Origin of the sequence: Youngiibacter multivorans, from assembly GCF_017873395.1 — a bacterium.
Classification (GTDB): Bacteria; Bacillota; Clostridia; order Clostridiales; family Clostridiaceae; genus Youngiibacter; species Youngiibacter multivorans.
The window spans coordinates 74317-99349 of the sequence record NZ_JAGGKC010000009.1; the positions used below are offsets into that span (position 1 = coordinate 74317).

Annotated in this window: 24 protein-coding genes; 16 read left to right on the plus strand and 8 right to left on the minus strand. The window is 44.8% G+C overall.

Translation table 11 applies throughout. The features are described 5' to 3' along the window. The first annotated feature begins 6 nt into the window (after nucleotides 1–6). Nucleotides 7–894, plus strand: a complete 888-nt coding sequence (locus tag J2Z34_RS06895) for an MBL fold metallo-hydrolase (RefSeq protein ID WP_209459132.1) — start codon at nucleotides 7–9, stop codon at nucleotides 892–894. 45 nt (nucleotides 895–939) lie between these two features. Here the strand turns inward: J2Z34_RS06895 and J2Z34_RS06900 are convergent, their stop codons facing one another. Beyond that, nucleotides 940–1647, minus strand: coding sequence for a 5'-methylthioadenosine/adenosylhomocysteine nucleosidase (locus J2Z34_RS06900; RefSeq protein WP_209459133.1), 708 nt, complete (start codon nucleotides 1645–1647; stop codon nucleotides 940–942). A gap of 161 nt (nucleotides 1648–1808) precedes the next feature. Between J2Z34_RS06900 and J2Z34_RS06905 the strand changes: the two genes are divergently transcribed. Then, on the plus strand, nucleotides 1809–2519 hold the full coding sequence (locus J2Z34_RS06905; protein ID WP_209459171.1) for a tRNA threonylcarbamoyladenosine dehydratase: 711 nt from the start codon (nucleotides 1809–1811) through the stop codon (nucleotides 2517–2519). A 45-nt stretch (nucleotides 2520–2564) separates the two neighbouring features. Here the strand turns inward: J2Z34_RS06905 and J2Z34_RS06910 are convergent, their stop codons facing one another. Further along, nucleotides 2565–2753, minus strand: a complete 189-nt coding sequence (locus tag J2Z34_RS06910) for a DUF4250 domain-containing protein (protein ID WP_023387448.1) — start codon at nucleotides 2751–2753, stop codon at nucleotides 2565–2567. Nucleotides 2754–3000: 247 nt separating this feature from the next. Here J2Z34_RS06910 and J2Z34_RS06915 point away from each other — a divergent pair, with 247 nt between their 5' ends. Next, complete coding sequence (locus J2Z34_RS06915) at nucleotides 3001–4026, plus strand: NADH:flavin oxidoreductase/NADH oxidase (protein ID WP_209459134.1); 1026 nt, start codon at nucleotides 3001–3003, stop codon at nucleotides 4024–4026. A gap of 149 nt (nucleotides 4027–4175) precedes the next feature. Here J2Z34_RS06915 and J2Z34_RS06920 read toward each other — a convergent pair whose 3' ends face one another. From J2Z34_RS06920 to J2Z34_RS06930, 3 genes are read right to left on the minus strand one after another with little or no spacing between them, the layout of a single operon-like run. Next, complete coding sequence (locus tag J2Z34_RS06920; RefSeq protein ID WP_209459135.1) at nucleotides 4176–5843, minus strand: SWIM zinc finger family protein; 1668 nt, start codon at nucleotides 5841–5843, stop codon at nucleotides 4176–4178. A 20-nt stretch (nucleotides 5844–5863) separates the two neighbouring features. Next, entirely contained in the window at nucleotides 5864–6262 is a 399-nt protein-coding gene (locus J2Z34_RS06925; protein ID WP_209459136.1) for a hypothetical protein, read from the minus strand. A gap of 14 nt (nucleotides 6263–6276) precedes the next feature. Continuing rightward, nucleotides 6277–7449 (minus strand): class I SAM-dependent methyltransferase, encoded by a 1173-nt coding sequence (locus J2Z34_RS06930; protein WP_209459137.1) that lies wholly within the window; start codon nucleotides 7447–7449, stop codon nucleotides 6277–6279. Nucleotides 7450–7662: 213 nt separating this feature from the next. Here J2Z34_RS06930 and J2Z34_RS06935 point away from each other — a divergent pair, with 213 nt between their 5' ends. The 3 genes from J2Z34_RS06935 to J2Z34_RS06945 all read left to right on the plus strand — a co-directional run bounded on the left by J2Z34_RS06935 (nucleotide 7663) and on the right by J2Z34_RS06945 (nucleotide 11167). Then, nucleotides 7663–8823 (plus strand): MFS transporter, encoded by a 1161-nt coding sequence (locus tag J2Z34_RS06935; RefSeq protein ID WP_209459138.1) that lies wholly within the window; start codon nucleotides 7663–7665, stop codon nucleotides 8821–8823. Between the two features lie 16 nt (nucleotides 8824–8839). Continuing rightward, entirely contained in the window at nucleotides 8840–9802 is a 963-nt protein-coding gene (locus tag J2Z34_RS06940; protein ID WP_209459139.1) for a GNAT family N-acetyltransferase, read from the plus strand. Nucleotides 9803–9925: 123 nt separating this feature from the next. Beyond that, nucleotides 9926–11167 carry an MFS transporter gene (locus J2Z34_RS06945; RefSeq protein ID WP_209459140.1) on the plus strand — a complete coding sequence of 414 codons (1242 nt, stop codon included), beginning with the start codon at nucleotides 9926–9928 and terminating at the stop codon, nucleotides 11165–11167. A gap of 57 nt (nucleotides 11168–11224) precedes the next feature. Here J2Z34_RS06945 and J2Z34_RS06950 read toward each other — a convergent pair whose 3' ends face one another. Beyond that, nucleotides 11225–12115: a LysR family transcriptional regulator gene (locus tag J2Z34_RS06950; protein ID WP_209459141.1), complete on the minus strand. Its 891-nt coding sequence runs from the start codon at nucleotides 12113–12115 to the stop codon at nucleotides 11225–11227. 109 nt (nucleotides 12116–12224) lie between these two features. On the opposite strand from J2Z34_RS06950, the gene J2Z34_RS06955 reads away from it, so the two are divergent. The 3 genes from J2Z34_RS06955 to J2Z34_RS06965 all read left to right on the plus strand — a co-directional run bounded on the left by J2Z34_RS06955 (nucleotide 12225) and on the right by J2Z34_RS06965 (nucleotide 15895). Further along, complete coding sequence (locus J2Z34_RS06955) at nucleotides 12225–13241, plus strand: YeiH family protein (protein ID WP_209459142.1); 1017 nt, start codon at nucleotides 12225–12227, stop codon at nucleotides 13239–13241. 307 nt (nucleotides 13242–13548) lie between these two features. Then, a complete protein-coding gene (locus tag J2Z34_RS06960; RefSeq protein ID WP_209459143.1) occupies nucleotides 13549–14172 on the plus strand; it encodes an AAA family ATPase in 624 nt (207 codons plus the stop codon). Between the two features lie 127 nt (nucleotides 14173–14299). Continuing rightward, nucleotides 14300–15895 carry an ABC-F family ATP-binding cassette domain-containing protein gene (locus tag J2Z34_RS06965; RefSeq protein WP_209459144.1) on the plus strand — a complete coding sequence of 532 codons (1596 nt, stop codon included), beginning with the start codon at nucleotides 14300–14302 and terminating at the stop codon, nucleotides 15893–15895. A gap of 45 nt (nucleotides 15896–15940) precedes the next feature. On the opposite strand, the gene J2Z34_RS06970 is transcribed toward J2Z34_RS06965, so the two are convergent. Next, nucleotides 15941–16561, minus strand: coding sequence for an SOS response-associated peptidase (locus J2Z34_RS06970; RefSeq protein ID WP_209459145.1), 621 nt, complete (start codon nucleotides 16559–16561; stop codon nucleotides 15941–15943). A gap of 12 nt (nucleotides 16562–16573) precedes the next feature. Next, nucleotides 16574–17671 carry an iron-containing alcohol dehydrogenase family protein gene (locus J2Z34_RS06975; protein WP_245250546.1) on the minus strand — a complete coding sequence of 366 codons (1098 nt, stop codon included), beginning with the start codon at nucleotides 17669–17671 and terminating at the stop codon, nucleotides 16574–16576. Nucleotides 17672–18202: 531 nt separating this feature from the next. On the opposite strand from J2Z34_RS06975, the gene J2Z34_RS06980 reads away from it, so the two are divergent. From J2Z34_RS06980 to J2Z34_RS07010, 7 genes are all read left to right on the plus strand, one after another. After that, on the plus strand, nucleotides 18203–18655 hold the full coding sequence (locus tag J2Z34_RS06980; RefSeq protein ID WP_209459147.1) for a tripartite tricarboxylate transporter TctB family protein: 453 nt from the start codon (nucleotides 18203–18205) through the stop codon (nucleotides 18653–18655). 11 nt (nucleotides 18656–18666) lie between these two features. Beyond that, nucleotides 18667–20220: a tripartite tricarboxylate transporter permease gene (locus J2Z34_RS06985; RefSeq protein ID WP_209459148.1), complete on the plus strand. Its 1554-nt coding sequence runs from the start codon at nucleotides 18667–18669 to the stop codon at nucleotides 20218–20220. Nucleotides 20221–20249: 29 nt separating this feature from the next. Next, nucleotides 20250–21236 carry a tripartite tricarboxylate transporter substrate-binding protein gene (locus tag J2Z34_RS06990; RefSeq protein WP_209459149.1) on the plus strand — a complete coding sequence of 329 codons (987 nt, stop codon included), beginning with the start codon at nucleotides 20250–20252 and terminating at the stop codon, nucleotides 21234–21236. Nucleotides 21237–21279: 43 nt separating this feature from the next. Then, nucleotides 21280–21966, plus strand: a complete 687-nt coding sequence (locus J2Z34_RS06995) for a FadR/GntR family transcriptional regulator (RefSeq protein WP_209459150.1) — start codon at nucleotides 21280–21282, stop codon at nucleotides 21964–21966. Nucleotides 21967–22002: 36 nt separating this feature from the next. Beyond that, nucleotides 22003–23022: a 4-hydroxythreonine-4-phosphate dehydrogenase PdxA gene (locus J2Z34_RS07000; RefSeq protein ID WP_209459151.1), complete on the plus strand. Its 1020-nt coding sequence runs from the start codon at nucleotides 22003–22005 to the stop codon at nucleotides 23020–23022. Nucleotides 23023–23178: 156 nt separating this feature from the next. After that, complete coding sequence (locus tag J2Z34_RS07005; protein ID WP_209459152.1) at nucleotides 23179–24225, plus strand: zinc-dependent alcohol dehydrogenase; 1047 nt, start codon at nucleotides 23179–23181, stop codon at nucleotides 24223–24225. Further along, entirely contained in the window at nucleotides 24222–25031 is an 810-nt protein-coding gene (locus tag J2Z34_RS07010) for a sugar phosphate isomerase/epimerase family protein (RefSeq protein WP_209459153.1), read from the plus strand. The genes J2Z34_RS07005 and J2Z34_RS07010 overlap by 4 nt, the downstream gene beginning before the upstream one ends. The last annotated feature ends 2 nt before the right edge of the window (nucleotides 25032–25033 follow it).

Genomic DNA, 25033 nt, shown 5'->3' on the forward strand with positions numbered 1-25033 from the left:
AGTGAAGTGTTCATAAAAAAGGTTAAGGGAAACACCTTTCTGGTAGAGACAAGCTTTCAGTCGATTCCATTCTACAAGCTTGAAGGCGGAAAGATAATCATGGTCGACTGCGGCTTGATTGAGGAGAGGGAAGGTATACTGAACCTTTTTTCAATGGAAGGGCTAAAACCGGCTGCAGTACTTGCCACTCACGCGCATGTGGACCATATCGGGAACGCCGCATATTTCCAGAAGGAGTTTGGTGCGAGGATAATCATGAATGAGGTCGAGGCAGCAGTTGCTAATTCCATAAGGGGTCTGAAGACCACGTACTCGACACTGGCAGCAACTGACATCATGAAGCATTTTGGAAATATGGTGGTTGAAGCTGATGAAAAGATAGGGATGCATGAAGACCATGTTGAAGTGCTGGGTGCAGACTTTAGGATAATTGCTGTACCTGGTCATTCTCCAGGACATATTGCTGTGTTAACGCCTGACAACGTGGCATGTATTGGGGATACCCTTGCAAGCTGCGATGTCCTTGGCAGCTCGAGGATGATGTACTCATTCTCAATATCAAAGGACCTTGAGAGCAAAAGGTCATTGATGGACCTGGACGCTGACAAGTTCGTTCTTTCTCATAAGGGTGCATTTGATGAGATAAGGAGCATAATACCGGCTAACATAAAGTATTTCGAGGATTCAGCAGATGAGGTACTTAGCCTCATTGAGACTCCTGTTGGATTTGAAGAGCTGCTCGACAGGGTCATAAGGCATAAAGGTACAAAGGTAGCATCGCTCTATAAATACAACAGGATGGAAAGGATGACGAGGCCTCTACTGGAGTTCCTGATAGATACTGGCAGACTGAGATGCGAAATAGTTGATAATAGACTATATTATGTCAAATGAGAAGATCCCTGAAGCCTTAGGTGCTTCAGGGATCTTCCATTTATTTCAGTCAGCCTTGAGTGCCGCTGCCATCTTCAAAATTATGTTTGCTGAGTTGCGAACGGCATGAGGTTTGAACTTCTCATAATCCATTCCTGCTCCGGTATTTGCATTGTCTGAAATCGACCTTACCACAGAAAACGGGATATTGTTAAGGCTGCAGGCTTGTGCTACCGCAGCGCCCTCCATTTCGCATGCAGCTGCACCAAAGGTTCGCTCAAGCTCCCGGACCTTCTCGCTGTCGCTCATGAATTGGTCACCGGTGACTATGATGCCCTTATGTGTCCTATGGTCTCCGCAGCATGTCGCAGAATCGAACGCCAGGTCTGAAAGGTGTTGGTCGCATTTGAATACAGATGTTTCAAGCCTTGGTATGACTCCTTTTGCGTAGCCTAAAGGCGTTACATCGAAATCGTGCTGAATCAGCGAGGTTGCAATCACCACGTCAAGCGGAGCGATGTCTTTTCCAATTCCGCCAGCCACACCTACATTGATGACATGTGTGACTTTGAAGTCATCGATCAGTATTTGTGCGCAGATGGCTGCATTTACTTTTCCGATTCCGCTTACTACAAGCACGCTCTCAAGTCCGTTCAGAGATCCGTGAAGGAATTCCATCCCGGCCTTCGAGACTGTGCGGCTCATATCAAAACCATCCATCAGAGGTTCAAGCTCCTCTTCCATGGCGCATATTATTCCAAGTATCCTGTCCATAAATTTCCTCCTCGAATTGCTTATATACTGATGATACTAGAAATATCTGACTTGTTGAAGGAAAATCACACAAGACATCTTAATAATAGGGTGCTTTTGTAGTATTATAACGAATATGACAGGAGGAGAGACTTTTGAAACAGGAACTGCAAAGGACAAGAATGCTGATAGGTGATGAGGGACTTGACAAGCTTATGGATTCAAAGGTTTGCCTGCTTGGGCTCGGAGGAGTCGGCGGAGCTGCGTTTGAAGCGCTTGTAAGAGGTGGAATAGGAACCGTAGTTGCCATCGACAATGATATAGTCACAATTTCAAACCTTAACAGGCAGACGATAGCGACCTACAGCACAATCGGAAAGCCAAAGGTTACGGCGGCATTTGAAAGGGCTCAGGATATGAACAGGCACTGCAGGGTTATTCCTGTCGAAGCCTTCCTGACTCCGGAAAACATAAGCGAGTACATACCTTCGGACTCTGACTATGTGATCGATGCGATAGATAACGTATCAGCTAAGCTAGCTGCCATTGAATTCTGCAAGGATAAGGGAATAAGGATAATAAGTGCCATGGGTACCGGAAACAAGTTTGATCCATCAATGCTCAAGGTCATGGATATCAATGATACATCCATGTGCCCGCTGGCCAAGGTAATGAGGCGTGAGCTTAAGAAGAGGGGAGTAATAAAACTGAAGGTAGTCGCCTCTCTTGAAAAGCCTCAGGAACCAAGATCATTCGATGAAGGGCTGGATGGACCTGAAAGTCTACTAAAGTCCAAGAGAAGGACACCAGGAAGCACATCGTTCGTACCGCCTGTAGCCGGGATGATAATGGCATCGGTTGTAATACGTGAGATCCTTGGTATTTATGAATAATTCAGGCCAATAAAATAGCCGGGCTTTGACCCGGCTGCTGATGGCTTAGCGAAACTGGTTTATCTCGCCATAATACTCGTATCCAAATTGTGAAAGACGCTCCAGCAATTCCTTCTTGTCCAGACTGAAGTGCGAACACAGGTCATTCAGTGATTTGAACTCATTCCTTAGTTTTGTGTTGATAAGGCTGCTAAGCATGAAGGGGTCCATGGTTTTGATGTTTTCCGGTGTCATTTGGTTCCTCCTTTATTGTGGCAGTGAAATCACGGGCTCCATCTATTAAAAGTATAATAGAAAATCCGGGTTCATTTATGAACAAAATGAAAATTTGGGAGTAAACGTTTGAAAAATAACTAACACATAAAAATAAAGCGATTTGATTATTGATTTCGCAATAAATGAAAAACATTGAAAAATTTGATATAATTAAGCAATATGATACCAATAATGTTCTATCGGATAGGACAAGAGGAGAATTCGAATGAAGACTTTTGAAGGATACGGCATAAGGGGACTTCACCTGAAAAACAGGGTAGTGATGCCCCCGATGTGCATGAATATGGCGATAGATGGAGTTGCTCAAGATTTCCACCTGATACACTACGGAAATGCGGCTCTGGGTGAAATAGGACTTGTAATAGTCGAGGCTACCGGAGTCAATCCAGAAGGAAGGATACTGGATAAGGACCTTGGGATATGGAACGACGAGCAGGCTTCAGGGCACAGGATGATAACGGATGTATTGCACAAATACGGTTCTAAGGCAGGAATCCAGCTGGGACATGCAGGCAGAAAATGCAGGATTGAAGGAACAGAGCCTGTAGCGCCTTCTGCCATCGCTTACAATGGAGATTACGACCTTCCACGTGAAATGACCAGAACTGACATTGAAGATGTCGTAGAGGCATTCAGGTCAGCTGCAATAAGGGCTGTTGAGGCAGGATATGACCTCATCGAGCTGCATGGAGCCCATGGATATCTAATGCATGAATTTCTGAGCCCGCTTACAAACAGGCGCACTGACGAATTCGGCGGAAATCTTGAGAACAGGACGAGGCTAATGAAGATGACTGCGAAAGCGGTAAGGGATGCAATACCTGAGAATATGCCGCTGATACTTCGCGTATCCGCTTCAGATTATTTCGAAGGCGGCATTGACCTTGATGAGATGGTAAGGATAGTCGACATTCTCAAGGAGGACCTGGACATGATCCATGTAAGCTCAGGAGGACTTGTCGAGGATCAGAAGATAAGGGTATACCCTGGATACCAGGTGAGATTCTCAGAGGAAATCAGGAGAAGGTGCGAGATACCTACCATTGCTGTGGGACTCCTTACCGACATCAAGCAGGTCGAGGAAATACTGTCAAATGACAGGGCTGACCTGGTTGCACTTGGAAGGGTGCTTCTTAGGGATCCATTTATACTGATAAAGGAAAGCCACGGACTCATTACTCCTCTTTTTGCCTATAAAAGGGGCTTCAATGTGGAGTGGAGAAAGAAATGATGTCGTGAAGGCATAACAATAAACCAGCCATATTCTGCAAGCAACATGCAGCATATGGCTGGTCTTTTAGTTTCTACCTTCTCTTTGTCCCACCGAATACATCGGACATTTCAACCATATCCAAGGCTTCTTGCACAGCATACAAGGTTCTATTCGGGTTTATACAGCGAGGTAGTAAAGCGCCCTCTAAGTATCGAAAGTTCTGTAAGGAAGCCCTTTAGGTTCCTGTGCATCGATGCAAGGCTTGATGAAGCGCTGTCAGCTTCCTCTGAGTGCCCCGACTCATAGAGTTTTTCAAGGAGTCTGAGGATCTCCTCCTGGCTGCGTTTTGTCGACAGCCTCCGGCCTCTTGAGACTATATGAGAAGAGAGGATCTCTGCAGCCTCAGAAGGATATCGCTCGTTGAGCTGGTCATAGTGGTCGGGAATGAAATCCGGAAATTCCCTGACAAACCTTAAGAGCCCGTACAGGTCACCTTCCTCAATGAGGATCCTCTTGTAAATACCTTTGGTGTTCTTTCTTACATCGGTATCCTCGGAAAGCCTCTTATATACAAGCGGCCAATCCTGAGGGCTCAATGACCTTTTTAGCTGGGAATATCCGTTGAATTCGCCGAGCGCTATCAGCCTTATGGAGAGCTCTATGAACCTCTCCTTGTTCTGCAGCTGCTTGTTTACATTAGATGCAAGGTACAGCCATCTTATAAGCTCCGTCCAGTTCCCCTTGGCTTTATGAACCCCTTCTTCAACAAGTTTAAGGGCTTCAGGAAGATGACCTTTGGAAACCAGAGAAGTAACCTCCATGTATCTGAAATCAGGTACATCGGGATTCTCCTTTTTCAATTCCTCAGCTTCATCGATTCTGCCGATCATCATCAGGAGCTCATACTCCAGATAAAGGAAACCGTGACCTACAGATGGGTTGTTGTCCTTTTTTTCCGAGCAGATTACAAGGGACCTGTAATAGCTGTCAAAGTCTCTTTCTGTAGCTATGAATTTCTTCATTATTCTGAGAAGAACAAGAAGCTCCTGTGCATTTCCGTTGTCTTCGCAGATTCTACGAAGATGCCTGAAAACAAGGTCTCCTTCAGGTGCTGCGTATTTCTTTTCGGAAAGTGGAATAAGAGCCTCCTGGCATATTTTTTTATAGTTCTCAGACATCAGCAGATGGTCTATTCCCTTGGTATCCCTTATTGAAACATCATATATTGTCAGATAGGAAATTGCAGCAGACAGATAATCCCTTGAACCTATGTGTCTCCTGGCTCCTTCATGCATGTTCCTGAGCTCAGTCACAAGTATTTCAAAGCTGTCCTTGGACTTTTCCTCCATATAGCCGTAGTATGCCTCAAGAAGTGAAGCCTTTTGAGTTTCGAGTGCCTTGTCCTCTGATGGATCATGGAATGTTTTTCTCACAAGCACTGGAATATCCTTATATATGCTCCTGAGAGACAAAATGAACTCAACCAGAGATTCCTTATCTGCATCATCAAGAATGGATTTCAGGGCTGTCCTGTCATCGAGTGCTGATACTCTGGGAGCCTTTCTTCCATTGTTCCCTGCCGAAGTGAGAATATCTTCTCCTGCTTCAAGGACAGCGACCAGATGTGCGCAAAGTACACCAGATCCGCAGGAACAGGTGGGCTTTGAGTTATCGCCCAGCGGGATCTGCTGGTGGTAGAGGTCCCCATCCCTTACAGTTGAAGTAAGGATGCCTTTCCTCACTGAGAGCCTTCCAACTGCCTTCTCGTCAAGGAGCCTTCTGGCTTTTTTTATTGTTATTTCAGATATTTCACCGTAGGATTCCCTGATTTTCATGGCTCACCCCGAATGCTGATTTATACTGGAAACGGCAGGTCAAGGATATCTTTTAAAAATCCAATGTAGAACAGATACAGTCCGATTGTGAAGACAAGGTTGAATATGACCATGACCAGAAAATGGACATTTGTCCTCTTCTTCCATAGTCCTCTCATATATAGCACATCTTCCATGACAACAATCATGATCACATGGAAAAGGATGGATAGCAGCATGAAGGACCGTATCCTGATGAACGGAATGAAGATGAACGGGAGCAGGTACATGAGCGAAAATTTGTTGAATAGCCTCACTCCTGTGGGCTCTTTACTGAAAAACCGGTTCAGCCTGTAGCTTTCGCCTGAAGCGACATGCAGCACAGACAGGAACACGACGGCTATCATTGTTGAGGTCATTGCAAGCGCATAAAAAAGCATAATGGCTCCTTATATCAAATATCACCGTATTTGTATTCATCAAGATATATCCTGAATGAGGGGAAGATTCCGAAGGACCTTATAAGGCTGTCAGCCTCCCTGGCTGATTCGGCATCTTTTCTGCCTGTCCTTCGTGCCCTGATCATCAGGTTCTTTGGAGTTTCAAGAGGGGATATGTATTCTACTATGGACACCTCGTAGCCCTCAGCCTCAAGCATGAGGCCACGCAGGCCATCTGTCAGCGTATCTGCAAGCCTTGCCTTGAGTATGCCGTGCTTCATGATTCCCTTGAATGGCTCGTAAGTGTAGGTTGAGAGCATCTCCTTGTGGCAGCAGGGTACTGCGACTATGTACTCTGCATCCCTTGAGGCGCCGAATGCAAGGGCCATGTCAGTAGCAGTATCGCAGGCGTGGAGGGACAGCACTACGTCTATCTTCCTTCCGTCCCTGAAGTCCTTGATGTCCATGGCGTGGAACTCCATGTTCCTGTATCCGAGCTCGGCCTGGATCTTCTTTGAGGCTTCAATTACGGCAGGGGAGATGTCGATGCCTATGAAATGGCACTTCATCCTCTTCACCTCTGTAAGGTAATAGTTAAGGACAAAGGAAAGGTATGACTTTCCGCAGCCTGCGTCAAGTATTGTCACAGTGCCCTCCCTCTTGAGTGAGGAAAGCTCAGGAGCCAAAAGCTCAACATAGTGGTCGATCTGGTTGTACTTCCTAATCCTGTTGTTCTTTATCTTTCCGTCCTTGGACATTATCCCGATTGCCTTAAGGAGAGCCTGTGCTTCGGTTGACTTCACAAGGTAATCCCTGTTAAGCAGTGTGGATGTCTCACCGGCTTCTATTTCCCTGTCCTTCAGGACCTCAGTAGCCATATTGACATTCTTGCCATCAGCAGTTATGACGAGCCTGGTTCCCCTTTCCTCATAGATGATATTAGCTGCATCATACTTAAGTGCTTCAGCCTGGATATCCTTAAGCATGTCAGCAAAAGACATCTTCCTCGTCACACCATTGTAGTTATAGGCTACCCCATCCCCATCAGGTATGGCATTGCCTTTGAATTTCTTCAGCCCTGCGGTGAAGATTACTTCGGTACCTACATATATGGAGCTGTTTTCATTGAATCTTCCTATAAGACCCATAAAGAAGAAGCCCAGCTTGTCAGTCATATTCTTGTTCATATCGCACCTCAATTTTTTACTTACTCAATTATACCCCATATGAGGCAGGTTTTGCAGATGCAGCGAACAAGCGCTTTAATTGTCTTCCATATAAGCATTGGCAAATGTGATGCATAGGCAAGTCGGATACTGTTTGCCTGCCCGGGTGGAAATAAACTATAATTGAGATGGCAGCTGCAGAGGGCTGCCTGGGAATATGAAAGGGACAATATGATGAAACAGAAGCATAATGGAATCGGAGTATTCCTCATATTTGCGATAATGCTCCTTGCACCGTTCATAGAAAACACAAGAGGTATCTTCATACCCATGTTCAAGGATGAGTTTGGAGTGTCCAATACGCTCATATCAACTGCTATAACCGTGGGAGCGGCATCAAGCCTTTTCGTGTCGCTTTTCGGTGGCCCGATAATAGGGAAGCTTGGCCAGAAGGGCTCCTTTACTGTGAGCCTTGTATTTGTACTCTCAGGGATACTGCTCCAGACCTGGTCTAAGAGCTTCCTCCTGTTTGCATTGGGGCTTGTGCCGATTTCAATGGGTATAGCGTTGTACAACGTATCAGCCAATACGATAATTCCATTCATGTTCTTTTCGATCCAGACAGTGATAATGAACATACTGCATGCCATGTATGGGGTTGGTTCTACAATAGCTCAGAACCTGACGGGAACCCTTCTATCCATGGGAATCGGTTGGAGAACAATTTATCTTGGAGTTTCCGTTGCATATTTTCTCCTGGCTTTCCTTTCGAGGTTCGCTGTGATACCGGAAATACCCAGGGCGAAGGAAGAGATGAAGATATCCCAAAGAAAGCTCATGAGGGACCCACTTGTCATTGCATTCGGTCTCGCACTGGGATTCTATGCCTTTTCTGAATTCGGTGTCTCACTGTGGCTTACAAATTATCTGAAGGCAATCTACGGATATCCAGAGAGCACAGGTGCGCGGTATGTAGGATTCTTCTTCCTGCTGTTCTCAGTTGGAAGGCTTCTCGGAGGATTCGTAGTGCAGAGGATAGGAACCTTAAGGGCTGTAGTTGGAACTCTCCTGATATCGCTTGCAATGATGGTATCGGGACTGCTGCTGGGGGAAAGGTTCCTAATTGTTGTAAGCATAGCAGGACTTTTTTACTCGATTGTCTACCCTTCGCTCATATCGAAGGTAGGAGCAGTATTTCCTGACAGCACAGCCCATGCGATGGGATATGTAATAACGATAATTAATGTGGTGCTTAACGGAATGAACCAGGTAATGGGTATGCTGACTGATGCCATTGGTCCTGGCTTGTCCATATTCCTCATACCTGCCTGCCTTGTAGCAGCGCTGGCGGCTACAGCGTTCATAGGCTCGAGGACCAAAGTGATCATGAAATGACAGAAGGGGTGAAGCTATGGGAAGCATGAAGGTAACCATCGAACAGACTAAGGGCGGAGATGGCAGGGACCATATCCTCAGGGACAATGATTCCATAACAATAGGAAGATATACGGTAATTGAGAAGGACCCGGGTACCAAGAGCACAATGATTAGACTAAGGTTCTACAAGATCCAGGATTCAGACCTTATGAAGGCTGCTGTCCAGGCCATAGCAAAGTCACTCATCTGGGGAGGCGAGGTGTTCAAGCTCAACATCATAACCTCGAGCGAGACTCCTACATCTCCATTCACATCAAGTGGATTTACGCTGGAAGGTATACTTGTAAATAACTCCTATCAGGATTCGATAATAGCAAGCGAGTTCCTATTCGGCACAGATGCCACCAGGTTTAGAAGCGTGACCGACTACAAGCTTCTGGCACTCGAAGGGAGGAGCGTTGACCTGAGGCTTGCAACCCCTGAGGATGCTGAATCATTTCTCAGATACTACACGAGGAACAAGGAATTCCTCGGTCCGTTCGAGCCAAGGAGGGAGGACGATTTCTTTACTCTAAGAGGGCAGAAGAAGGCTCTTGAGGAATCCTATCGTGCATATCTTGCAGGCAGCGCCATCAATTTCGGGGTATTCCTAAAGGGAACGCTTATAGGCAAGATACAGATTTCAGGAATAACCTATGGAAGCTTCAGAAGTGCAATTGTAGGCTATGGTCTTGGAAAAGAGACAGAAGGAAAGGGTTATATGCAGGATGCGCTGTCAACTGTCATTGACTACGCATTCGAGGAGCTGGGTCTGCACAGGCTGGAAGCTTCAACTCTTCCTGAGAACCTGAGGTCGCAGAAGACCCTGGAGAAGAATGGGTTCAGGAAGGTCGGACTGAATGAGAAATACCTGTACATATCCGGAGAATGGAGAGACCATCTGACTTTTTCGCTGGTAAAGGAAAGATATCTTGAAAACAGGGATGGAAAAGAATAGATTACCGAGGGGACTTCGAGAGAGGTTCCCTTCTTAACGTGCAATTGACAATTCTCCCTGTATCATTAGAAGGCTCATGCGTTGTATACTTGAAGAAATGACTTAAAGACTCAGGAGGGTTATATGACTAAACAGGAAAGAAGCTGGATACTCCAGGATGTAGGAAACTCGGCATATTCCATAACGATCACGACAGCAATACTTCCGGTCTATTTCAAAAGCGTTGCGGCAGTTAACATGACTGACAGCATGTCGACAGCCTACTGGGGATACGCAAACTCCCTTGCCACGCTGATAATTGCAATCATGGCTCCGCTTCTCGGAACCATAGCGGACTTCAAGGGATTCAAAAAGACATTATTTTCAATATTCACCCTTACCGCCATAGGCTCATCCGCACTTCTCGCAGTAGCAGGTGAAGGACAGTGGTTCCTTGCCCTCGCGATTTATGTGGTTACAGCGGTAGCTTTCAATGGATCGAGCATATTCTACGATTCGTTCCTTACTGATGTCACTGATGACTCGAAAATGGACATGATATCTTCAAAAGGCTTTGCCTACGGTTATCTTGGCGGCACCATACCATTTGTAATTTCAATAGGTCTTATACTAAGCGCTGACAAGATAGGAATATCGACTGTTCTGGCTACTCAGCTCGCATTCATCATAACTGCTGTCTGGTGGCTGATATTCACCATACCTATGCTTAAGAATGTGAAGCAGACCTACTACATAGAAGGAAAGCCGGGACAGATAAGTGAAAGCTTCAAGAGGCTCAAGGCTACCCTTAATGATACTCTTAAGAACAGGAACGTATTCTTCTTCCTCCTTGCCTACTTCTTCTACATAGACGGCGTTCATACAGTAATAACTATGGCAACCGCCTATGGTATCGATGTAGGTCTGGATTCTGACAGGCTGATGGTAATACTGATAGCAATACAGCTCGTGGCATTCCCCTTCGCTCTGATTTATGGAGCTCTTTCAAAGAAATTCGGTGCAAGGAACATGATAATGGCGGGAATTGTAACATACACAATAATTTCCATCTATGGATTCTTCCTTAAGACTGAGTTTGATTTCTGGATACTCGCAATGCTCGTGGCAAGTGCTCAGGGTGGAATCCAGGCGCTCTCCAGATCATTCTTCGGAAAGATCATCCCGAAGGAGAAGTCTGCTGAATACTTTTCGATATACAACATTTTCGGAAGGGTTTCGTCCATATTTGGTCCGCTTCTTATGGCGATCGTATCTACCATTACCGGCGAGTCCAGGTACGGGATACTGAGCCTGATACTACTATTCATTCTTGGCATGGTATTCTTCTGGAAGGTCAAGGATGGGGAAAGGATGGAAGCAGCATAGCCTGGATGCGGATACTGGAAGTAAGTCTGATGTTTCATACCTGCTTCAGAAGTATTATCAGGTATTTCTCAGATTAGATATTCGATCAAACCAATACTCAATTTGAGTTTTGTCAGGACAATTTTTCAAGTAAACAAAATTAAATAAATGACTAACATTAAAGTTTTGTAATGGTATTTCTTTAAGGTATCCTTGTGATACCTCTTTTTTTATGGCTTCACGATACATGAATGTGATGCCAATATTTTCATGGCATAATTCTTTAATGGCATTCATATTTCCAACTTCAATTTTTCTTTCAAAATCATTGATACTGAGGTTTTGGTTATATAAGGCATGTTCAAAGATATCTCGTGTTCCGCTGCCTGGTTCCCGCAGAATCAGATTTTGGTCTAGCAGCCCCTCCAAACTTGTTGCAGTGGCTGCGATTTTGTTATTTGGAGAACATACACCAACGAAAGTTTCATTGGATAATTCCTTATATTCGAATTGATTCTGATTAAAATGACCTTCCAGTAAAGCGAAGTCTATTTTTCCCTCCCAAAGCATCTTTTGAAGGATATGAGTGTTTTCAACAAACATGGAGATATTGGTTTCTGGATCTTCTTTGAACAATTTGAGAAGAATAGGGGGAATCGTGTATTCACCAATTGTCAAGGTCGCTCCGAAAATCAAAGGTTTGGTGTGATTCTTAATCCGGTGCAACAAAGGTAAGATACGTTCAGAATTGGCATAGAGTGTCCTTGCATATTCCTGCAACGCTCTTCCTTCTTCAGTCAGAGAAAATTTCTTTCCTTTACTTGAGATTAACGCAACCTGATAGTGATTTTCTAAGAACCGTATTTGCTGTGAGACAGCTGGCTGTGTCATGTTTAGTTTTTGGGCGGTCTTTGTATAATTGCACGTTTCACATAGTGTAAGAAATGTCTGTAACCTATTATCCAGCATTTTAACCTCTCATAAGTGTAATTTATATAAATATAAAATAATATAATTTTATTTTATACAAACATAATGATATATTCAAGTTAATTTCTTATAAGTTTGGAGGTGTATTATGTTTGGGAAATTAAACAACATAGCACCTGGGTTGCTGCTTAGCGCCTGCGTTGCAGTTATTGCAATGCTTTTTAGCAGTCTGATTCCGGGTGATATTATTGGAGCCACAGTAATGGCTCTTTTGGTTGGTATGATGTTGAATCCAATAATAAGTGGATACAAACAATTCAATGCTGGAATAAGTTTTGCTGGAAAGCTTGTCCTTCGTTTAGGTATCATCCTTATGGGTGTTAACCTGAATTTTACTGAAGTGTTGAGTGTGGGAAAATATTCTTTATTTGTGATGATCTTTACCATGGCTACTGCATTCGGTGCAGGAAACCTTATTGGTAAATTGTTTGGAACTAACTGGAAACTTACAAATTTGCTATCCGTCAGTACGGCAATTTGTGGTGGTTCTGCTGTGGCTGCAGTAGGACCGGTTATCAGAGCAAAAGATGAAGATGTTGCTTATGCAATTTCTTCGACATTCATCTTCGATGTTCTTACTGTTGTAATTATTCCATGGATTGGAGTTGCTCTTGGTATGTCAAGCATGGGATATGGCTTATGGGTAGGTACGGCAGTTAATGATACATCTTCAGTTGTCGCTGCAGGATACGCTTTTTCAGAATTTGCAGGCAACACAGCAGTCATTGTCAAGCTGACCAGAACATTGTTCATAATTCCATTTGTTTTGATTTTTTCGATTATCACAGAAAGGTTGGAAGCAAGGTCAGAGGGTGGTCATGGACGCATATCTGTTAACTTAAGGAAGATCTTCCCGTACTTCATCATATTCTTTCTTGTTATCGTAGCAATTCGAAGCACGGGAATCATTCCTGGTGCTCTAGTAGATGCGTTATCAAGAACATCAAAATTCTGCATGGTCATGGCCTTATCGGCAATCGGTCTGAAAACAAGTTTCACAGATATCAAAAATATTGGATTCAAGCCTATGATCCTAGGGTTTATAGTTGATACACTGGTGGTCTTTGTCTCCATAGGTGTTCAGGTAGCAACTGGAAGATTCTAGGCACTCTGGGTTTTGAGGGCCAAACTGCTACAGGGTTTACAAAGCGGATTGAGCTCAAGTTAAGCACTCAATAATCTTATGAACATCCTGATGAAATAGAAAACGACCATAATTTTGGTGAAATTTATACAAATTGGTTATACAGTTATCTTATTTGCATCTGGTATCGGGTCAGCCTTATAATGATTCTTCATTTTTGCTAATTTACTTATACGCATGAAGTATAATATTTCTCTTTATTTATTGGCGTTTTGAAGTATAATATACTTTGAATGTGAACAGGTTTAGCGCCAAAATGGAGGAAATGATGGAATACAACGGAATAATAATCTTTGGAGAAATGGGGTCAGGCAAGGACACTTTGGCCGACTACATAATCGAAAAGGAGAACAAGGTAAAGAAATACGGCCTCAGTGACATAATAAGAGGCATGAAACCCGTCGTGTCCGTCTCACCGGAGTGGAAGAACAACGAAAGGGGCTTCATGCAGCTTGTTGCGGACAAGCTCAGGGAAATAGACATGAACATACTTAACAAGTATGCTCTCGGTAAGATGATACAGGACAATGCGGAACAGGTTGAGATCACTCAGGACCGCAAATGGGAAGAGATCAACGAGAACCTGAGACTGGTCAACCAGAAGATCATTCCAATGATCGTAGGCGGAAGGACCAAGGACGACTTCGACTTCTGGAAGAAGTCAGGTTTCCTTATCGTAGGGATAACTGCAACCAAGGAGAACAGGTTTGCAAGGCTTGTTGCCAGGGATGGTGAAGAGGTTGCAAAGAACAGCAACCCGAACCATAATACTGAGAAGGAAGTCGCTTCACTTGTCGAAAAGGCTGCCATGATAGTAAACAATGACGGTACGCTTGAAGATATCAGGGATAAGGCATCCGATGTCCTGGAAACATACCTTAAGGGATATTGAATTTTGATGAGGTCCATTTGAGACCTCATTTTTCATCTGGTCTATTATTTAATTTTCCTACATTTATATAGGAATTGATGATATAATAATTAATTGTACGAAAAACGTAAATGGAGTGAATTACTTAATGTTAAGTGTAAATAATGTTGGACTCAGATATGGCGGCAGGAAGCTCTTCGATGAAGTAAACCTTAAATTCAATCCTGGAAATTGCTACGGTGTAATAGGAGCAAACGGAGCTGGGAAATCGACATTCCTCAAGATATTGTCCGGGGAGATAGAACCGAATACCGGAGAAGTGTTCATAGGGAACAATGTCAGGATGTCGGTCCTGAAGCAGGACCATTACCAGTACGATTCCAACAGGGTAATCGATACTGTCGTAATGGGAAATGCAAGGCTGTTCGAGATAATGAAGGAAAAAGACGAGATTTACGCAAAGGCTGATTTCAGCGATGCAGACGGTATAAGGGCTGCAGAGCTTGAAGGTGAGTTTGCCGACATGAACGGATGGGAATCTGAGTCTGAAGCTGCATCTCTCCTCATAGGACTTGGCATCAGCACAGACAGCCATGAAAAGACACTGAGCGAGCTTGAAGGCGGAGACAAGGTCAAGGTCCTCCTTGCACAGGCGCTCTTCGGTAAGCCTGGAGTCCTGATACTGGACGAGCCGACTAACAACCTTGATGTGGTCTCAATAGCATGGCTTGAGGATTTCCTCATTAACTTCGAGGGAACTGTAATCGTAGTATCACATGACAGGCATTTCCTGAACATGGTCTGTACCCATATCTGCGACGTTGACTTTGGTAAGATAAGGATGTACATGGGAAGCTATGATTTCTGGTATGAATCAAGCCAGCTCATGCAGCAGCTCATGAAGGACCAGAATAAGAAGAAAGAGGACAAGATCAAAGACCTTCAGGCCTTCATACAGAGGTTCTCGGCCAATAAATCAAAGTCCAAACAGGCTACCTCGAGAAAGAAGCTGCTTGATAAGATCACTCTTGACGATATTGCGGTATCCAACAGAAGATATCCTTTTGTAGGCTTCAAGCCTGAAAGGGAACCAGGAAATGACATCCTTATTGTTGATGGCATATCCAAGACAATAGACGGAGTGAAAATACTGGATAATGTTTCCTTCATAGTAAACAGGGATGAAAAGATAGCATTTGCTGGAAATGACATCAGCGTAAGCACTCTGTTCAAGATACTTGCCGGTGAGATGGAGCCTGATTCAGGCAGCTACAAGTACGGCATCACAATAACAAAGAGCTATTTCCCCAGGGACAACAACGAATATTTCGATGGCGTTGAAATGAACCTCGTCGACTGGATGAGGCAGTACTCAGATGACAAGACTGAGACATATATCAGAGGATTCCTTGGAAGGATGCTTTTCTCGGGCGAAGAAGCCCTCAAGGAGGCAAGCGTTCTTTCGGGAGGCGAGAGGGTAAGGTGCATGCTATCGAAGCTTATGCTTAGCACAGCTAACCTCCTCATTATAGACCAGCCGACGAACCACCTTGACCTTGAGTCAATAACAGCTGTGAATGATGGCCTTATAGACTACTCAGGAGTGCTTCTGTTCTCCTCGAGAGACCATCAGTTCTGTCAGACGGTTGCAAACAGGGTAATTGAGATAACTCCTGATTCATACTACGACAAGCTTTGCACGTTCGATGAATATCTGGAAATAAGGAACGGCATAAAATCATAGTAAACAAGAGAGCCTGCGCAAAAGCGCAGGCTCATTTTTGTATGGTCAGAACATCGAAATCTGTGAGTGACCTTCATCCATGGCAATAATGAGATGTTCAGGGTAGGAGGACAGGATGCTTCTGATCTCATCTTCCGGAGTTTCGTGGTTCAGGTATCTGGCGTATTTTCCCTTTGGAACTATGACCGGTATCCTTGAATGCACTTTGGCCATCTCGTCCTTTGAATCCATGGTAAGAATAGTGAACCGTTCCTCTGGCTTGCCATCTGGATTTCTGAAAACCTGGTGGATGCCTCCAAGCATCATATGACGGTCATCAGTAGAGATCATATGCTTAACTTTCTTTTCACCCTGCCATTCATAGAAGAGGTTTGCAGGAATCAGGCAGCGCCCTTCTGACATCGATCTTTTGAACATGCTTTTCTCATATGCTGTTTCAGACCTGGCGTTTATTATCAGCTTCTTCTCCATTGGATATCCCCAGACAGGCTCAAGAAAGCCTTCTTCGGTTATTGCAAGAGAATGGTTTCCCGGATACACATCCTTCTTCTCTCTTGCGAATCTGTCAAGGTCCTGTGCGTTGTAGCGCCTGTTCACCTCTTCAATGATCTCCATGAAGTTGACCATGTCTTCGATGCTGAGCTCAAGCTGGAATCTGCCGCACATTTTTTTCACTCCTTACTTTCGGTTTATGCTCCTGTATATGCCTGCTATGTCGTCCCTTGTAACATGCTCCGGATGGTTTTTGAGCTTCGTGTCGTTGCAGAGCATGCTCTCCGTATATTGAGTTATCTCACCCTCTGAAAGCACCAGGTCGCATTTGAGGAGCTCCCTGAAGGTATCTCCCAATTCGGCGATTCCTGAAATGCCCGCAAGCTCGAGCATCCTATCTATCTTTCTTCTGTCCTTGAAAATCGACAGATACCCTTCATATAGGATTCCATTAGCAGTACCATGAGGTACTCCCTTGAAATAGGTCAGCGGGTAACCCATTCCATGCGGAAGGCTGGTTCCTGTCTGGGAAATCTCCATCCCGGCAAGGGTTGAGGCAAGCATCAGCTTTTCCCTGTCCCGTATCGTTATGCAGCCGTTTCTTAAGGCGCTAATGCACTCTCCGAAAAGAATGAACCCTTTTTCGGCCAGGATGTCGGACATTATGCTGGAGTTTCTGTTCAGATACCCCTCCGCCAGATGTGTGAAGGCATCTATGGCTGTGGAGACTGTAATGTGATGGGGTAAATTTATAGTGTATCTGGCATCCAGAAATGCGATGTCAGAAAAAATAACCTGACCGATATTCTTTTTAGTCGATTCCTGATGGTCTGTTAAAACAGAATAGGGAGTTGTCTCTGAACCGGTACCAGCTGTAGTAGGAATCGAAAGTATTGGAATTCCCTTGAGATTCTTCATCGACAGAAGCTCGCGGGCTGTAATCCTGTTCCTGAAAAGAAGGGATACTGCCTTAGCTGCATCCATTGCAGATCCTCCGCCGATGGCGATTATGAAATCAACGGGATGAACGGAGTTTTCCATGAAGGCCTTCTCCACTGTCTCAAGTGAAGGATTCTCTTCCACTTCGTCGAATATCCTGTATTTTATATCTTCATGTTCAAGAGCGGAAATTGCATCCTCCAGAGAACCGTTGATCTTTGAAGAACCGTGACCTGTGACAATCAGGCAAAAATCGCCGAACTTTCTAAGGACCCTGCTGTTTTTCTTCACACAATCAGGACCCATTATTATCTTGGTTGGCATATGGTAATTGAAATTGAACAAATCCATCCCCCCATTAGAATCATAGGACAAGGCGGAAACCGTATCCACAATTTAAGTTTAGCACAAAAAAAGGACCATGACTCAGATTGCTGCGGTCTTCACAATATGGAAACAATAATGATACGATGCTGTGCCATGTGGCAGGAAGCACGAAGTAAGAATGGTTGAGGTGATATGGATAATGGTGCAAACACCATATTAATATTAAAGGGTGATTTGAGTGAATCCGTATTAATGCTGTTATTTTTTTATTATTTTATGGATAATGATTATCTGCAAGATCCTCTATATTTGCAAATATAGATTATGTGAGTAGATTAATTATCGATTTGTCAGTATCTGGTTGAATATTCACACTTCGGTATTATCTATAAATTATCAATCAATGAAAACGTAATCAAAATTCTAGTGAAGACTTATTGACAACGATTACTAATTTCTGTAGATTATGGGTATACCTGTAATACAGGTAGCCAGCATACAGATTCGCGAAAGAGATGCAAAGTACAAAAATGGAAAGGAGTGAAGCATTTGAAAAAGGGCAAGATAAATTCAAGATTGATCATACCTCTTGCGGGGTTGTTGATATCTGTGGTCTTCATTTGGCTTGGATTAAGTAAATTCGGATTCTGGGATGGTGTAAACGGACCGAAGCCAGGATTTTTCCCGACAATAATTGGAACAGTACTTCTACTGGTAAGCTTGTTCTTATTGAAGGTTGCCATCGGAAGTGAGAGTCCTAAGTATTTCAAAATCGAGCTCATGGTAATTCTCGGTGCGATTGGTGTAATAGCAATGACATACATAATCGGGCTGATACCCAGCGTGATCCTCTATATCGTAGTTTGGCTGAGATTCTATGAGAAGACACCTTGGATTTCGACTCTTAAGGTCACAGGATTCATGTCTGTAATCATAATCGGGGCATTCGTGTTCTGGCTCAAGGTACCGTTCCCGATGGGACTTCTTGAAAATCTTTTATAGGGGGAAAAGCTTTGGAAAATTTAGAGCATCTGTTAATTGGATTTCAGACAGCGCTGACACTTCAAAATGTCATTGCATCAATGCTTGGTGCCGTTCTGGGGCTTGTCGTGGGGGCGATGCCCGGAATAGGAAGCCTTGCAGGAGTTGCGCTTCTGCTTCCGCTTACCTTTAAATTCAATCCTCTGACTGCGATGATAATGCTTGGTGCACTGTATTACTCGAACATGTATGGAGGAAGCTTCAGTGCGATACTCCTGAACATTCCGGGTGATTCACCTGCAATCATGACGACGCTCGACGGATATCCGATGAACGTTAAGAAGAAAAGGCCTGGACAGGCGCTTATGACTGCCATAATGGCATCCTTCGTAGGCGGAACAATCGGAATAATGATCCTAACAGTAGTCGGTCCGGCTCTTGCGAACGTGGGCTTGAAATTCGGACCTGCCGAGATGACAATGGTACTTCTCATTGCGATGACATCGATAAGCTGGCTGGTTGGAGACAATATCAGCAAAGGGCTCCTTGTCACAATGTTTGGAATACTTCTAGCAACAATAGGAATGGATACACTGACCGGCTCGCCAAGGTATACCTTTGGAAGCATGTACCTTCTCGGAGGAATCCCATTCACACCGTTTATAATCGGAGCTGTTGGATTTTCTCAGGTCATTAAGCTGATTCATGATGCGAAGAAGGATATTAAGCCTGAAACTCCTCAGGAGCTGACAAAGCTTTCAATTAAGGGGAGTATGCTTACCTGGGCTGACTGGAAAAGGCTTTTGCCTCCTGCAATACGGTCAGGAGTAATGGGAACATTCGTAGGTGTGCTTCCGGGTGCGGGAGCCACAACAGGTGCATTCCTCGGCTATGCAGTACAGAAGAAGTTCAAATCTAAGGAACCGCTTGGAACCGGAGCAATAGAGGGAATCTCAGCAGCAGAAGCCGCTAACAATGCAGCAGCAGCTGGAGCGTTTGCACCTCTGCTAGCTCTTGGAATACCAGGATCCGGAACTGGAGCAGTGCTCCTTGGCGGACTGATAATGTTTGGCTTAAATCCCGGACCGCTTCTGTTCACGAACCAGCCAGTATTCACCTGGGGTCTCATAGCTTCACTTTATCTTTCAAATGTGCTTGCAGTAATAGTATCAATACTTGTTATACCGTACCTTCTGAAGATACTGTCAGTCCCTATCAAGTACATGGTACCGGCGATAACATCGATCTGTATTGTTGGTGCTTACAGCACAAGCAATTCCATGTATGGGGTGGTGGTGATGCTTGTAACAGGAGTACTAGGGTATGTGCTTGACAAGAACGACTACCCGGTTGCACCGATGCTGCTGTCGTTCGTACTGGCTCCGCTGCTTGAGTCCAACATGAGGAAGACCTTCATAATATCAGGCGGAAGTCTTGGGATATTCCTGGACAGCCCGATAAGCACTGTACTCGTTATAGTGTTTGCAGGTCTGATAATTACACCTGCCTTTAAAAGTATCATGGGAAAAATCAAAGCTGGGAAGACTAAGGCAGAGTCAAAAACCGAGTTGTCTGCTGAAAAGTAGAGAATATATTAAATTATTGGGGGGAAACAATGTTTAAGAAAATCAGCAAACTAATGGTCACAGTCATGGGTATCGCACTTCTTGCGGGTTGCGGACAAAAGGATCAGACACCTGCAGCATTCAAGCCAGCTTCACAGGTAGACTGGATAGTCACATCCAGTGCCGGCGGCGGAAGCGACATTTTCACAAGGAAAATCACAGACATAATGACCAAGGACAAGATAGTTGAAGGCGTAACATTCGTGGTAAACAACAAGACAGACGGAAATGGCGAGATAGGAAGGAATGAAGTTGCAAACCTTAAGGGAGACAAGGCAAACAACACACTCCTTACCTTCAACAGCGGAGACCTTATGCCAATGGTGCAGAATACTGCAAACAGGTCAGGAAACTTCCAGATCATAGCGATCATGGCTGTTGACAAGCAGCTCCTGTTCAAGGGTAAGGCCAGCAAATATGCGACCTTCAAGGATGCCATAGATGCAGCCAAGGCAGGAACTCCTGTCATAATTGGAGGTTCGAAAGGTGATGACATCGCTACATACGAAGCTATGATAGCTGAAGTTGGACTTTCAAAGGATGTCATGAAGTACATAACCTACAACTCGACAAGTGAAGCGATAACTGCAATACTTGGCGGACATGTTGACCTTGTAATGTCGAAGCCTGCGGCGGCATCAGAGTATGTCAATTCAGGAGACCTTACTGCAATACTTGCACTTTCAGAGAAGAGATACGAGGGTAACCTTAAGGATGCGCCTACTCTCAGCGAAGTGGGAAGCTACAAGAATGTTGAGGTTCCGGTGTGGAGAGGCGTTGCAGCACCAAAGAGCATGAGCGCTGATGCTGTAAAGTACTACACAGAAGCTCTCAAGAAGGTCAGTGATTCAGCAACCTGGAAGACTGATTACATCGACATATACAAGCTCATATCAGACTACAAGAACAGCACGGATGCCACAACTTTCGTAAAACAATTTGAGAGTGAATTCATGGCATCAAAAGGGATAAAGTAAGCTCAGATTCTTGCATCTCTCTTTTGTGCAAAAGGAGACAATAATGGAGATCCAGAAGATAACAAAATCAAGCATAAGCGATCAGGTATACGATCAGCTGAAGAAGCATATCATTGAAGGGATATGGGTACAGGGTGAAAAGCTGCCGTCAGAAAACGACCTTGCGAAATCCTTCGGGGTTAGCAGGATAACTATAAGGCAGGCACTATCCAAGCTCACAACCCTTGGAATACTCGAGACAAGGACAGGCGAGGGCTCCTTCATAAAGGAGCTGACGCCTGGGATATATGTCAATGAGATAATTCCATATGTATATCTTGGCAAGGATTCAATGAGGGAGGTATTCGAGTTCAGGATGATCATCGAAGTCGGCTCAGCAGAAATGGCGGCCTACAAGATGACTGAAGAAGAGCTTCTCGCTCTTGAAGAAAGCGTAGACAGGCTTGAGAGCTACAGTGAGGACCTGGAGAAATATGTTGATGAGGACCTTGAGTTCCACACTATAATCGCGGAAAGCACCAGGAATTCGCTGATTATGCAAATGAACAGCATCGTAAGGGATGTAATGAGGGAAACGATTAGCAGTTTGACAGAGAAAGTGGGTATGGGAATAGGAAAGAAGTATCACAGGCTGCTGCTCGAGGCACTCAAGGAGAGAGATGGGGAACTGGCAAAGGAACTTATGAAGGAACATCTGCTGGAAGCGTACGGGACCTACTCCCAGAATTAGGGAATAGGCCCGGTCCTTCCGGACCGTGGAGGGAATATGAAGGAAGAGAGACCAATACTTGGAATACCGCTTGGAGATGCCGCTGGAATCGGACCAGAGCTGGTAGCAAAGCTAGCTGCTAAGGGAGTCCTTTCTGAACACTCATGCCCGGTTATTATCGGCGATGAAAGATTGCTCATTAAAGGAATTGAAATAGCTGGTGTAAGCTTTGAATACAAAAGAATAACACATCCTGAAGATATAGTATCTGGTGAAGGGATCCTTCTTCTGGATACTGAAAGCCTTGATACGGAAGGCTTAAGACTATCAGAGGTTTCTGCATCAAATGGGAAAGAAGAGGCTGACAATCTCGTTAGGACTATGGATTGGTGTAAAGAAGGCTATCTTGAAGGTTTTTGCTTCGCTCCTCTAAACAAGGCTGCAATGAAGCTTGGCGGGTATGAGTATGAGAGTGAGCATGAGCTGTTTGCTGATAAACTCGGTGTAGCCCACCTTCCTCATGGAGAAATGAATGTGCTTGAGGATCTTTGGACTTCCAGGGTGACAAGCCACATACCCCTCAGCGAGGTCAGCAGGAACATAACCGTTGAAAGGGTGATGGATGCAATAACTCTTGCGAACGATACTTTAAGAAGGGGCGGCTTCACGAATCCCAGGATTGTGATTGCTGCGATCAATCCTCATGGTGGAGATTCAGGAACATGCGGAAGGGAAGAGATAGATGTGCTTGAGCCGGCAGTAAGACTGGCGGCAGAAAATGGTATAAGAGTTGATGGCCCGTTTCCATCAGACACAGTATTCCTGAAGGCTTTCAAGGGCGATTACGACGCGGTTGTGACCATGTACCATGACCAGGGGCAGATTGCGATGAAGCTCAAGGGCTTCCAGAAAGGGATAACAGTAGCTGCAGGACAGCCATATGCTATCACCACACCTGCACACGGAACTGCATATGACATAGCTGGCAAGGGAATAGCAGACACAGGTGCATTTGAAGCAGCATTCAGGCTTTGTGCCAGGATGGCGTTGAGCGACAGGGAAAATAAAAGGAAGTAGACTGCGGGAACAGTCTACCTCCATCTTTATAGAAGCATCGGCAACTATAATTTTATTCAATGGTAACACATTATTAGTGCAAAGAAAACATTGGCCTTGGTAATTTCGGCAAAAATCGGAATTTTCCACATTCAGGCCACAGTATGGAGGCGGCAAATGAGAGCATTGAGATATCTCGGGCCAAAGAAGCTTGAGATTGAAGATATGAAAGAACCGGTACCAGGAGAGGGTGAAGCCCTCTTAAGGGTAAAGGCTGTCGGAATCTGCGGAAGCGATGTCCATGGCTACCTTGGACTTACTGGAAGAAGGATACCACCGATGACAATGGGTCATGAATTCTCTGCAGAGGTAGTTAAGCCTGCTGAAGGGTCAAAGCTATTCTCATCTGGTGACAAGGTGATAGTGCAGCCGATCAATTTCTGCGGAAAGTGCGAAAACTGCATGAACGGATACACTAACATGTGCCTGAACAAGAAATTTTTCGGTGTGCTGACAGAGGATGGAGCTTTGGCAGAATATCTTGCGGTACCTGAAAAGCTGCTTTACAAGCTGCCTGATAGCTGCGAGTTTGAAGACGGAGCTCTTGCGGAGCCGTATGCCGTAGGCTACGGTGCTGTAAAGAAGGCCGGAGACTTAAAGGGCAAGGTTGTTCTTGTCATCGGAGCGGGAACCATAGGCCTTTGCATATTGCAGCTTGTGAAGATAAGGGAGCCCAAAATGATAATAGTCAGCGACCTTAGTGACAAGAGGCTTGAGACAGCGCTAGCCCTGGGAGCTGATGCCGTTGTCAATCCATCAAAGGTGGATTATCTGGAGGCACTCGCTGAAATGACAGGCGGGAAAATGGCTGACATCTCAATAGAGGCTGTCGGAGTGCAGGCGACTGCCAACCAGTCGATAAAGAGCCTGAAGATGGCAGGTACATCCATCTGGGTTGGAATGTCTCAGAAGGAGATGCAGATCAACATGCAGGATATTGTTGTATCTGCAAGAAGCGTGCTTGGTACCTTCAACTACACTCATGAGGAGTTCGGCGAGGTTGTTGACATACTCGGTTCAGGCAAGCTTGATACCAGGAGCCTCATAAGTGCAAGGGTAACCCTAGGGGAAGCTCCTGAATATTTCGAGCTTCTGCATACATCGCCTGATGACTTAATCAAGGTTGTGGTTGACCCATCCAAGAAGGAGGCTGCTGTCCAATGAGATTCGGATGCTGTCTGAACATGGTTTCAACCGGAGCTGATGGAACAGGTATCGAGAACATTGAGACACTAAAGGAAGCAGGCTTTGATTATGTGGAGCTTCCTCTGGCAGAGCTGACCAGGCTTACTGACTCCGAAAGAGAGGCAGTAATCGAAAGGCTTAAAGCTTCCGGAATCAGCTGCGAGGCATGCAACAACATGTTCCCGAAGACTTTTCGTCTGACGGGACCTGATGTCAGGATGGATGAAATCCTTTCATATGCTGAGAAGGCTTTGGCGATTGCAGGTTCAATAGGTGCGAAATCGGTGGTATTTGGAAGCGGTCCTGCAAAGATGGTACCTGAAGGATTCCCGATGGATGAAGGCTACAGACAGGTAGTAGATCTCCTGAAGCTGATTGACCCGATTGCAGGAAAGAATGGGATAAAAATAGCGATAGAGCCTCTGAGGAAAGCTGAATGCAACCTGATCAACACATTTGAGGAAGGTGTAAGGCTGGCTGAAGATGTAGGCGGAGAAAACATAAGGGTTTTAGTGGATTATTACCACCTTACGGTTGAAGATGAAAGTCCTGAAAAAGTTAAAAATTATGGCAGGGGAGCCCTTGTACATGTACATATGGCAAATCCCACAGGAAGGATATTCCCAAAGTCAATGGATGAATCAGACTACAGACCTTTCTTCGATGCCCTGAGTGGTATCGGATATGATGGCAGAGTCAGCTGTGAAGCCTATTCAGAAGGTTTCAGAGAGGATGCTCCAGCGGCACTTAAGTTCTTCAGAGACAATATGACACAGGAGGTATGAAC

Excerpts from the sequence above, each read along its gene's own strand:
- J2Z34_RS06900 (WP_209459133.1), bottom strand. The coding sequence starts at position 1,647 with ATGGACAGGATACTTGGAATAATATGCGCCATGGAAGAGGAGCTTGAA.
- J2Z34_RS06905 (WP_209459171.1), top strand. The coding sequence starts at position 1,809 with ATGCTGATAGGTGATGAGGGACTTGACAAGCTTATGGATTCAAAGGTT.
- J2Z34_RS06910 (WP_023387448.1), bottom strand. The coding sequence starts at position 2,753 with ATGACACCGGAAAACATCAAAACCATGGACCCCTTCATGCTTAGCAGC.
- J2Z34_RS06915 (WP_209459134.1), top strand. The coding sequence starts at position 3,001 with ATGAAGACTTTTGAAGGATACGGCATAAGGGGACTTCACCTGAAAAAC.
- J2Z34_RS06920 (WP_209459135.1), bottom strand. The coding sequence starts at position 5,843 with ATGAAAATCAGGGAATCCTACGGTGAAATATCTGAAATAACAATAAAA.
- J2Z34_RS06925 (WP_209459136.1), bottom strand. The coding sequence starts at position 6,262 with ATGCTTTTTTATGCGCTTGCAATGACCTCAACAATGATAGCCGTCGTG.
- J2Z34_RS06930 (WP_209459137.1), bottom strand. The coding sequence starts at position 7,449 with ATGAACAAGAATATGACTGACAAGCTGGGCTTCTTCTTTATGGGTCTT.
- J2Z34_RS06935 (WP_209459138.1), top strand. The coding sequence starts at position 7,663 with ATGAAACAGAAGCATAATGGAATCGGAGTATTCCTCATATTTGCGATA.
- J2Z34_RS06940 (WP_209459139.1), top strand. The coding sequence starts at position 8,840 with ATGGGAAGCATGAAGGTAACCATCGAACAGACTAAGGGCGGAGATGGC.
- J2Z34_RS06945 (WP_209459140.1), top strand. The coding sequence starts at position 9,926 with ATGACTAAACAGGAAAGAAGCTGGATACTCCAGGATGTAGGAAACTCG.
- J2Z34_RS06950 (WP_209459141.1), bottom strand. The coding sequence starts at position 12,115 with ATGCTGGATAATAGGTTACAGACATTTCTTACACTATGTGAAACGTGC.
- J2Z34_RS06955 (WP_209459142.1), top strand. The coding sequence starts at position 12,225 with ATGTTTGGGAAATTAAACAACATAGCACCTGGGTTGCTGCTTAGCGCC.
- J2Z34_RS06960 (WP_209459143.1), top strand. The coding sequence starts at position 13,549 with ATGGAATACAACGGAATAATAATCTTTGGAGAAATGGGGTCAGGCAAG.
- J2Z34_RS06965 (WP_209459144.1), top strand. The coding sequence starts at position 14,300 with ATGTTAAGTGTAAATAATGTTGGACTCAGATATGGCGGCAGGAAGCTC.
- J2Z34_RS06970 (WP_209459145.1), bottom strand. The coding sequence starts at position 16,561 with ATGTGCGGCAGATTCCAGCTTGAGCTCAGCATCGAAGACATGGTCAAC.
- J2Z34_RS06990 (WP_209459149.1), top strand. The coding sequence starts at position 20,250 with ATGTTTAAGAAAATCAGCAAACTAATGGTCACAGTCATGGGTATCGCA.
- J2Z34_RS06995 (WP_209459150.1), top strand. The coding sequence starts at position 21,280 with ATGGAGATCCAGAAGATAACAAAATCAAGCATAAGCGATCAGGTATAC.
- J2Z34_RS07000 (WP_209459151.1), top strand. The coding sequence starts at position 22,003 with ATGAAGGAAGAGAGACCAATACTTGGAATACCGCTTGGAGATGCCGCT.
- J2Z34_RS07005 (WP_209459152.1), top strand. The coding sequence starts at position 23,179 with ATGAGAGCATTGAGATATCTCGGGCCAAAGAAGCTTGAGATTGAAGAT.
- J2Z34_RS07010 (WP_209459153.1), top strand. The coding sequence starts at position 24,222 with ATGAGATTCGGATGCTGTCTGAACATGGTTTCAACCGGAGCTGATGGA.